General features: G+C 64.8%; 11 protein-coding genes. 3 read left to right on the top strand and 8 right to left on the bottom strand.

The window, feature by feature from the left end:
* Nucleotides 1–40 precede the first annotated feature (40 nt).
* Nucleotides 41–418, top strand: a complete 378-nt coding sequence (locus tag AC1DVR_RS09035) for a winged helix-turn-helix transcriptional regulator (RefSeq protein WP_478000221.1) — start codon at nt 41–43, stop codon at nt 416–418.
* Here AC1DVR_RS09035 and AC1DVR_RS09030 read toward each other — a convergent pair.
* The 4 genes from AC1DVR_RS09030 to AC1DVR_RS09015 form a co-directional block, all read right to left on the bottom strand.
* Nucleotides 406–870, bottom strand: a complete 465-nt coding sequence (locus tag AC1DVR_RS09030) for an arsenate-mycothiol transferase ArsC (RefSeq protein WP_478000220.1) — start codon at nt 868–870, stop codon at nt 406–408. The two genes, AC1DVR_RS09035 and AC1DVR_RS09030, sit on opposite strands and share 13 nt — an antisense overlap.
* Nucleotides 871–873: 3 nt before the next feature.
* Nucleotides 874–1,344 (bottom strand): UPF0262 family protein, encoded by a 471-nt coding sequence (locus tag AC1DVR_RS09025; RefSeq protein ID WP_478000219.1) that lies wholly within the window; start codon nt 1,342–1,344, stop codon nt 874–876.
* A complete protein-coding gene (hisD, locus tag AC1DVR_RS09020) occupies nt 1,341–2,651 on the bottom strand; it encodes a histidinol dehydrogenase (RefSeq protein WP_478000348.1) in 1,311 nt (436 codons plus the stop codon). Before hisD ends, AC1DVR_RS09025 begins: the two co-directional genes overlap by 4 nt.
* A gap of 165 nt (nt 2,652–2,816) precedes the next feature.
* Nucleotides 2,817–3,830 carry a GlxA family transcriptional regulator gene (locus AC1DVR_RS09015; protein WP_478000218.1) on the bottom strand — a complete coding sequence of 338 codons (1,014 nt, stop codon included), beginning with the start codon at nt 3,828–3,830 and terminating at the stop codon, nt 2,817–2,819.
* A 208-nt stretch (nt 3,831–4,038) separates the two neighbouring features.
* On the opposite strand from AC1DVR_RS09015, the gene AC1DVR_RS09010 reads away from it, so the two are divergent.
* Entirely contained in the window at nt 4,039–4,827 is a 789-nt protein-coding gene (locus AC1DVR_RS09010) for a sulfite exporter TauE/SafE family protein (protein WP_478000217.1), read from the top strand.
* A 54-nt stretch (nt 4,828–4,881) separates the two neighbouring features.
* On the opposite strand, the gene metG is transcribed toward AC1DVR_RS09010, so the two are convergent.
* On the bottom strand, nt 4,882–6,600 hold the full coding sequence (gene metG, locus AC1DVR_RS09005) for a methionine--tRNA ligase (protein ID WP_478000216.1): 1,719 nt from the start codon (nt 6,598–6,600) through the stop codon (nt 4,882–4,884).
* 64 nt (nt 6,601–6,664) lie between these two features.
* Nucleotides 6,665–7,417: an SDR family NAD(P)-dependent oxidoreductase gene (locus AC1DVR_RS09000; protein ID WP_478000215.1), complete on the bottom strand. Its 753-nt coding sequence runs from the start codon at nt 7,415–7,417 to the stop codon at nt 6,665–6,667.
* A gap of 193 nt (nt 7,418–7,610) precedes the next feature.
* Between AC1DVR_RS09000 and AC1DVR_RS08995 the strand changes: the two genes are divergently transcribed.
* Nucleotides 7,611–8,213: a hypothetical protein gene (locus tag AC1DVR_RS08995; RefSeq protein ID WP_478000214.1), complete on the top strand. Its 603-nt coding sequence runs from the start codon at nt 7,611–7,613 to the stop codon at nt 8,211–8,213.
* A 9-nt stretch (nt 8,214–8,222) separates the two neighbouring features.
* Here AC1DVR_RS08995 and AC1DVR_RS08990 read toward each other — a convergent pair whose 3' ends face one another.
* Nucleotides 8,223–8,759, bottom strand: coding sequence for a cytochrome b (locus AC1DVR_RS08990; protein WP_478000213.1), 537 nt, complete (start codon nt 8,757–8,759; stop codon nt 8,223–8,225).
* Nucleotide 8,760: 1 nt separating this feature from the next.
* Complete coding sequence (locus AC1DVR_RS08985; RefSeq protein ID WP_478000212.1) at nt 8,761–9,339, bottom strand: YceI family protein; 579 nt, start codon at nt 9,337–9,339, stop codon at nt 8,761–8,763.
* Nucleotides 9,340–9,375: the final 36 nt, after the last annotated feature.

The raw sequence follows: 9,375 nt of genomic DNA, 5'->3' as shown, positions 1-9,375 counted from the left end.
AATGAAAGGGAAGAACCCACATTTTGGTAAGTATCCAGCAATGACGCACAATGATCTGTCCGCTGCCGCACGTAATCTGATGCGGGGCAATGTCCTGGCCGCCGATTGCCCGTCGCGGCAGATCCTGCAGCATGTCACCTCGCGCTGGGGGGCTCTGGTGCTGATCGCACTGGCCGATGGCACCCTGCGCTTTGCCCAGGTGCGGCGCCGGGTCGACGGGATCAGCGAAAGGATGCTGGCCCAGACGCTGCAGGTGCTCGAATCCGACCATCTCGTCCTGCGCGAGGCGCGCGACGTGGTGCCGCCTCATGTCGATTACACGCTGACCCCGCTCGGGGCCGAGGTTGCGACCCGCGTCCTCAACCTCTCCGCCTGGATCGAGGACAATCTGCAGGCGCTGGTCGCTCAACCGGCCTGAGGCGCCTCGGGCGGGCCAAAGCGCGCCAGCATCCGCTCGCGGATCTGGTTGCGCGCCTGCCTATAGGCCGCAAGCTTGGCCTCGCGCTGGTCGCCCAGACCCGTCGGGTCGAGGATCGGCCAGTATTCGACGTCGATGTGGTAATGCGGCGTCAGATCCAGCGCCATGCGCTGGCTGGCGGGCGACAGGGCGATGATCAGGTCATATTGCCCCAGATCGTCGCCCCATTGCTGCATCTCCTCGAAAGAGCGCGAGCGGTGGCGGGCCAGTTCCACCCCGATCTCTTCGCAGACGGCGATCGAGAACCCGTCGATCTCCATGTCGTTCTTCACGCCGGCCGACTGGACATAGATCTTCTGTCCGTACAGCTTCTTCATGATCCCCTCGGCCATGGGCGACCGCACCGCATTGTGATCGCAGCAAAACAGCACGGCAGAGGGGAGCTTGCCCATGCGTCAGCCCCAGTGCAACACGCAGATGAGGGTGAACAGCCGCCGGGCGGTGGCGCCATCGACCAGGGCCTTGCCCTCCAGCCGTTCCTGCAGCACGCGGGCGCCCTCGTTGTGGATGCCACGCCGCGCCATGTCGATCGCCTCGATCTGGCTCGGGGGCAGGCGCTTGACCGCCTCGAAATAGCTTTCGCAGATCTGGAAGTAATCCTTCACCACCTGGCGGAACGGCCCCATCGACAAATGAAACTCCGCCACCGGGCGGCCCGGTTCGTCGGCAATGCCAAAGACCAGCCGCCCGTCGCGGATTGCCAGATCCAGCCTGTAGGGGCCGGGGAATTCGGCGGCGCGCGGGATCGAGAAGGAGTTGTCCTCCAGAAGGTCGAAAATCGCGACCTTGCGCTCCTGGTCGACCTCGGCGGTCGGCGGGGTCAGGCCCTTGTCGTCAATCTCGATCGCACAGAGACGGTTGGTCATCTTTGCCCCCCATTCAAGGCATCCAGTCGGGCGCGGACCGAAAGCCCATGCGCCTCAAGGCTTTCCGAGATCGCCAGCCGTTCGGCCGCCGGCCCGATGGCAGCCAAGGCCTCCGGCGTCATCTTGGCCATCGTGGTGCGCTTGACGAAATCCATCACCGACAATCCGCTGGAAAACCGCGCCGAACGTGCCGTGGGCAGCACATGGTTCGGCCCGCCAACGTAATCGCCGATCGCTTCCGGAGTCCATGCCCCAAGGAAAATCGCCCCGGCATGGGTGATCTTTTCGGCCAGACCCTCGGGATCTGCCACACAAAGCTCCAGATGCTCGGGCGCCACCCGGTTCGACAGCGCCGCCGCCTCGGCCAGATCGCGCACCGTGATCACCGCCCCGTTCTGCGCCCAGGAGGCGCCGGCAATCGCCCGCCGCTCCAGCGTTTCCAGCCGCTTGGCCACCGCCGCCGCCACCGCCTGGCCAAACTCCGCGTCATCGGTGATCAGGATCGCCTGCGCGCTTTCGTCATGCTCGGCTTGAGAGAGCAGATCCAGCGCCACCCAATCCGGATTGTTGTCGCGGTCGGCGATCACCAGGATCTCGGAAGGTCCTGCGATCATGTCGATGCCGACCCGGCCAAAGACCCGGCGCTTGGCCGCCGCCACATAGGCATTGCCCGGCCCGGTGATCTTGTCGACCGGGGCAATCGTCTCGGTGCCATAGGCCAGCGCCGCAATCGCCTGCGCCCCGCCGATCCGGTACACCTTGTCCACTCCGGCAATCTCCGCCGCGAGCAGAACCAGCGGATTGACCACCCCGACCGGTGTCGGGCAAGCGATCACCAACCGCTCGACCCCCGCCACCTTGGCCGGAATGGCATTCATCAGCACCGAGGAGGGATAAGAGGCCAGCCCCCCCGGCACATAAAGCCCCGCCGCCGAAACCGGCGTCCAGCGCCAGCCGAGGCTCGCCCCCGCCGCATCGGTCCAGGACGCATCCTGCGGCATCTGCTTCTCATGATAGGCCCGGATCCGCGCCGCCGCGAGTTCCAGCGCCGCGCGGTCGGCGTCGGAGACTTTGGCGCATTCCGCCGCCATTTCCTCTGGCGTAAAGGCCAGCGACGCGGCGGTCAGCTCCAGCCGGTCAAACCGCGCCGTCAGCTCCAGCACGGCGGCATCGCCGCGCGCCCGGACATCCGCGATGATCCCCGCCACCGCCAGATCGACATCCTCCGCCTCTTCCCGCTTCATCCCCAGAAGCGCCGCAAACCGGCTTTCGAAATCATCATCCTGGGTCGAGAAGAACATCGGCATGGCAAACCCTTTCACTTCGGCCACTCCATACCGCCCGCCCTCCGCCCAAGCAAGCCTCAGCCCCTTTGCGCTTTGCCCAAATACTCCCGCCGGAGGCGAAACCCCGAGCCGGTTGGCCGCAGGCCAGAGGCGAGAAACAGACCTGCGCCGCAGGCGCGCAATTTCCTAAGCCGCAACGCCGAAATGCGAGAAGCGGTAAGGCGAGACGCCATATTTCTTGCGGAAACTCTTGGAGAAATGCGAGGCCGAGGCGAAACCGCAGGCCACCGCCACCTCGGTCACCTTCATGTCGGTTTCCGCGAGCAGAGCCCGCCCGCGCGCCAGTCGCAGATCGTTCATGTAGCGCACCGGCGTGATGCCGAGATGGGCCGAGAACAGCCGCTCGATCTGGCGGCGCGACAGGCTCAGATGGGTGGCGCAGGCATCAAGGTCGAAATCCTCCTCGATCCGCGCCTCCAGGAAAGCCGCCGCCTGCAAGAGCTTCTCGTGGCGCGTGCCCAGACGCGCGGCCAGCGAGGTGGTCTGCTGGTCGGCCTCATCCCGCCTTTGGGTCAGAAGGCACATGTTCATGACCTCTTGCCCCAAGGCCGCGCCATGCCGGTCGGCGATCAGCTTCAGCATCAGGTCGGCCGCCGCCACCCCGCCGGCGCAGGTCATCACCCGGTCGTCGATGCAAAAGACCTGGCGCGCCGGGCTCATGTCGGGGTGAAGCTCGGCAAAACCCGGGATATTGTCCCAATGCAGCGTAAAGCGCCGGCCTTTGAGAATCCCCGCCGTGGCCAGGGCATAGGCCCCGGTGCACAGACCGCCCACCACGCGCCCGCGCCGCCACAGCCCGCGCAGCCAATCGCCAAGCGCCGCCGTGGCCTTGCCCTCGGGCTCCACCCCCGAGACGACCAGAACGATGCCTTCGGGCTGCGCCTCGGGCCAGGCGCCCTCGACCATGATCGGCACGCCATTGGAACAGGCCACCGGCGCACCGTCATCCGACAGGACCTGCCAGCGGAACAGAACCTGCCCGGTCAGCTGGTTGGCCATCCGCAAAGGCTCGATCGCCGAGGAGAAGGCCAGCATGGTGAATTTGGGCAAAAGCACAAAGGTGACGTTCTGCGCCCGGGCCCCTGAGGCCACGCTGACATGCGCCACACCGCGCGAGACAAATTTGACCGTATCGTTCATGCCGGCTCCTTTGCTGCAGTGTAACAGAAGCTGCAAGACGCTGCATCTGAACAAAATGCAGGGCGGGTTACCGGTTTTTTCACATTGCCCGTGTTGTGGGCGGCAAACCACGCAATCTCTGTAAATTCTATCGAGATTACGCCTTTAGATTGACAGCACCATGCCGTGTCGGGAATCTGCCCTCCGACAGCAGGGAGACTCGCGTTTCATGAGCTTTGGCGACATAAATTTTCTCTTTTCACTCTCCGGCCTCGCCGTCGGCATCATCGTGGGCCTGACGGGCGTGGGCGGCGGGTCGCTGATGACGCCGCTCTTGGTGCTGCTCTTCGGCATCCATCCGGCGACGGCGGTCGGCACCGATCTGCTTTACGCAGCGGCGACCAAATCGGTCGGCACGGCGGTGCATGGCCGCAACAAATCGGTGGATTGGCGGATCGTGCGGCGGCTGGCCATAGGTTCGGTCCCGGCGACGCTGGCGACCTTTGCCGTCATGCAGGCTTTCGAGATCCATTCCAGCAAGGGCGGCGTTCTGGCCTTCATGCTGGGGGCGGTGCTTCTGGTCACGGCGGCGACTCTGATGTTCCGGGCGCAGATCGTGGCGTTCTTCGCCGGTCGGGTCAGCACGACAAATGACGGGATGGTCACGGCCTTGACCGTCGTGACAGGCGTGGTGCTGGGCATCCTGGTCACCACGACTTCGGTCGGGGCAGGGGCCATCGGGGTGACGGCGCTTCTGGTCTTGTATCCGCGCCTGCCGACCCTGCGCATCGTCGGCTCCGATATCGCCCATGCGGTGCCCCTGACGCTGATCTCGGGTCTGGGTCACTGGTATCTGGGCGATGTTGACTGGATGCTTCTGGTGACGCTGCTTTTCGGCTCGATCCCCGGCATCATCATCGGCTCGATGCTGGCGCCGCGCCTGCCGGAACGCGCGCTGCGCATCCTTCTGGCGCTGATCCTGGTGCTGGTCAGCCTCAAGCTGATGGGCCTGTTCTGAGAGCAAGGCCCTTGAACCAAAACGGCCGCAGAGCGCTCTGCGGCCGTTCTCGTTTCAGGTGCGGACCCCGGCAAACTTGGTCTGCCACTCCACGCGTTCCTCGTCGGTGATCTTGCGGAACAGGTTTTCCGGCACGGCAAAGCTTTGGCCCGGCTCCAGCGCGCGGATCGCGGCCGAGACATCGCTGGGCCAGGTCCAGTCGGTGCAGCCCAAGGCGGTCATCATCGTGGCCGAGGCGTCCGGTATGAAGGGCTGCGACAGGATCGCATAGATCCGGATCAGGTTGATCGCGAGGCGGATCATCGCCTGCGCCTTTTCCGGATCGGTCTTGACCACGGTCCAGGGGGCTGCCGCTTGCAGGTATTCGTTGCCGACGACCCAGATGCCACGCAACTCGGCTGCGGCCTTGCGGACCTCCATCGCCTCCATCAGCGTCTCATACTCGCGGATGCGGGCGCCGAGATCGGCGATCAGCGCCGCCTCTTGCGGGCCGAAGGCGCCGCCCGCCGGGATCGTCTCGCCAAATTTCGCCTTGGCGAATTTGGTCACCCGGCTGACGAGGTTGCCCAGAACGTCGGCCAGGTCCTTGTTGACCGAGGCCTGGAAATTCTCCCAGGTGAATTCGGCATCCGAGGATTCCGGCGCATGGCTCAGCAGCCACCAGCGCCAGTAATCCGACGGCAGGATCGACAGCGCCTGATCCATGAAGACCCCACGCCCGCGCGAGGTGGAGAATTGGCCGCCGTCATAGTTCAGGTAATTGAAGGACTTGAGGTAATCGACCAGCTTCCAGGGTTCGCCGCTTCCCAGGATCGTCGCCGGGAAGGACAGGGTGTGGAAGGGCACGTTGTCCTTGCCCATGAACTGGTAATAGGTCACGTCCGAGGCGCCCTTGTCGGTGCGCCACCAGCGTTCCCAGGCGTCATCGCCCAGACCATTGGCATCGGCCCATTCGGCGGTGCCGGCGATATATTCGATGGGGGCGTCGAACCAGACGTAGAAAACCTTGCCCTCCATCCCCGGCCAGGGCTGATCGCCCTTCTTGACCGGAATCCCCCAGTACAGATCGCGGGTGATGCCGCGGTCCTGCAGACCGTCGCCGTCGTTCAGCCATTTCTTGGCGATCGAGGTGGTCAGGATCGGCCAGTCGGTCTTGGAGTCGATCCAGGCCTCCAGCTTGTCGCGGAGCGTGCGCTGCATGAGGTACAGGTGCTTGGTTTCGCGCACTTCCAGATTGGTGGAACCCGAAATGGTGGAATGAGGGTTGATCAGATCGGTCGGGTCCAGCTGCTTGGTGCAATTGTCGCACTGGTCGCCGCGCGCCGAAGGATAGCCGCAGTTCGGGCAGGTGCCTTCGATATAGCGGTCGGGCAGGAAGCGGCCGTCGTCCACCGAATAGACCTGCTTTTCCGACACTTCGCGGATCAGGCCCTGTGCATCGAGGACTCCGGCGAAATGCTGGGTCAGCTTGTGATTGCGCTGGCTGGAGGAGCGGCCGAAATGGTCGAAGGACAGCCGGAAGCCCTTGGCAATCTCGGCCTGAACCTCGTGCATCTCGGCGCAATAGGCCTCGACCGGCTTGCCGGCCTTGGCGGCGGCAAGCTCGGCCGGGGTGCCATGTTCGTCGGTGGCACAGATGAACATGACCTCATGGCCCCGCGCGCGCATGTAGCGGGCGAAAAGGTCGGCGGGCAGCTGGCTTCCGACCAGATTGCCCAGATGCTTGATCCCGTTGATATAGGGAATGGCAGAAGTGATGAGAATCCGAGCCATGTCGCGCCCCTTGAACCGTTCGCGCCCATTTAACGCGGGCCGGAGCGAAGGGCCAGAGCTAAGGCTATTGCGACGTATAGCCGCCATCAACAAGGTGATAACTGCCCGAAATGAAGCTCGCCTGATCCGAGAGAAGGAAGAGGACCAGATTGGCCACCTCTTGCGAAGTGCCGAGCCGCCCGATCGGGTGCAGGGTCACCAGCCCGGCCTTGGCTTCGGGCGGCAAGGCCGACAGAAGCGGCGTGTCGATGAAGGCGGGGCCGACGGCATTGGTGCGGATGCCCTTGGCGGTATATTCCAGTGCCGCATTCTGGGTCAGGCCGAGGATGGCGTGCTTGGCCGCGACATAGGCCGAAGCCCCCGCAAAGCCGACGCTGCCGAGGATCGAGGCCATGTTGACGATGGCGCCGCCCCCGGTCTTCAGCATCTCGGGGATGGCAAAGCGCATGCCGTAGAAGACGGCGTTCAGGTTGACGTCGATCACCTGTTTCCAGCCGTCCAACGGGTATTCCCCGACCGGCGCCTGCGGGCCGCCGATGCCGGCATTGTTGACCAGCAGCGACAGGGCGCCGCCCTTTTCCACCGCCAAGGCCACCAGCGACCGGACCACCTCGGGGTCGGAGACATCGCCCCCCGCCGCATGGGCCAGCCCGCCCGCTGCCGTGATCCTGGCCGCGACCGCCGTGGCATGGTCGAGGTTGAGGTCGCTGACCACGACCCGGGCGCCAGCCTCGGCCAGGCTGAGCGCGATGGCCGCGCCGATGCCCGAGCCTGCGCCGGTGACAAGGGCGGTCTTTCCGGTGAAACTGATCTGCATGATGGTCTCCTGACCCTGAAATCTGCCCGAGCTTTGCCACGTCCCAGCGGCTGTCACCTTGATGCAGGTCACTCTTATGCGGCTGATCCGGGTGTCGCGGCCTGACCCCGGTCACAATCTTGCGAGGTGGCGGGGGCACTGCTAGGCTCACTACATTCAGAAGTTGATTTTCACACTGATTTTGGAGCCTGTGATGTCATCCTCCCTTGAGGCCTCGGTTGCCAAGGAATTGGCCGAGGCGGATCGTGCCCTGACCACCCTGCAGGGCGAATTGAAGAAGATCGCGGCCAAGGCCCCGGTCAGCGTGGACCCCGAAAAAGCCCATGCCGCCGCGGTCAAGGTGCACAACTGGCTCAAACGCCATGCGGCGATCTGCAAGCTGTCCGGCACGGCGGCGGCCGAGACCTTGAGCCCGGAACTACAAGCCGGGCTGATCTGGCTTGACGATGTGGTGACCTCGATGCTGGCGGTGGAGGGGGCCTTGCGCAAGGCCTCCAAGGTCGCCGACATGGACTTCGCAAAGGACCCCGATGGCGTGATCAAGGCGACCCGGACGGTGGCCAAGGATGTCGGCGCCCCGCCCTGGATCCCGACCACGCTGGCCCGGATTGAGAAGGAGAGCAAGCCCGACACCGCCAAGAAGGAACGCACCGAGGCCCTGGTGAAGATGATGAAGAAGGGCGAGGAGATCGGCGGCATCACCGGATCGTCGATCACCGGGCTGGCCCTCTTGCTGATCCTCCACATGATCTGGAAGATGCTGACGCAGAAATCGGCCAAGAAGCCGAAGATCTAGCCCGGCATCCTAGCCTGTCGTCATCCGCCGGATCGTGCCGTCGCGCTTCAGCCCGCGGCGGAGCGCGCCTGCGACATGCACGACAAGGACCGCCATCAGCAGCTTGGTCAGGATCGAATGGACCAGCAGGCCCACATTCTCCCAGGCCTCCGAGACCGGGGCGATCGGCGGGATGACCCAGCGGTCGGCGAAAAGGATGTCGAGCCCGGTGGTCGAGGCATAGGCCCAGCCCGAAAGCGGAATGGCGACCAGAAGGACGTAAGTCAGGTGATGCACGGCCTTCGCCGCCCGCGTCTCCCAGGCCCGCGGCGGGCCGAGCGGGGCAGGGGGCGGGCTGATCCGGTGCCAGACCAGCCGCAGGGCCACCAGCAGCAGCGCCGTCAGCCCCATGGTCTTGTGCAGCCCGTAAAGCCAGAGGTTGGCAAGGCCGGGCTGGATGCTGGCGAGCCTTGTGCCCAGAACCAGAAGGGCCAGGATCAGCGCCGCCATGGCCCAATGGATCAGCCGGCTGATCAGGCCGAAATGGGTGGCATCGTTGCGCAGCATCTCAATTCGCTTTTTCGATCCGGGCCAAGATGTTCAGCCGGACCTGATCGCCCACCATGTCGCGCCAGCCCTGCGCACCAAAGGCGCTGCGGGCGACAGCCCCGGTCAGGCGGATGGTCAGATGGCTGAGGTCGCCCTCGACGGTGCCCTGCTGGCGGTAGATCTCGGCGTGGAAACTGGTCGGCTGGGTGACGCCGCGGATGGTGATATTGCCGGTGACGGTGGCGCCCTGGGCTTCGGCCTTCACCCCGGTCGAGACGAAGGAAATCTCGGGAAACTCTGCCACATCAAGCACTTTCGGCCCGCGCATCGCCTGGCTGGCAAAGGGAAAGCTCGCCTCGGCCCCGGCGGCGTTCAGCGTGACCTTGACCTTGGAAGCCGCGACATTGGCGAAATCCAGCGTCAGGTCGGCCTTGGCCACCGGCATGGTGCCGCTGATCTTGTCGGGGCCGAAATCGGTCTCGAAGCCGACCGACGAAAGCTCGGGCTGCAGATGATAGGCCGAGGGCGCGGCGCTCGCGGCCTGCAGTGTCAGGATCGGGGCTGACAGAAGCAGAAAAAGGGCTGGAATCAGGCGCATGGGATCTCCTTGCCGCAGGGTAGCACGGATCGGCCC

The sequence above is a fragment of the Rhodobacter sp. P2_H5 genome, assembly GCF_056403335.1.
This window is presented reverse-complemented; position numbering and strand designations above follow the sequence as displayed.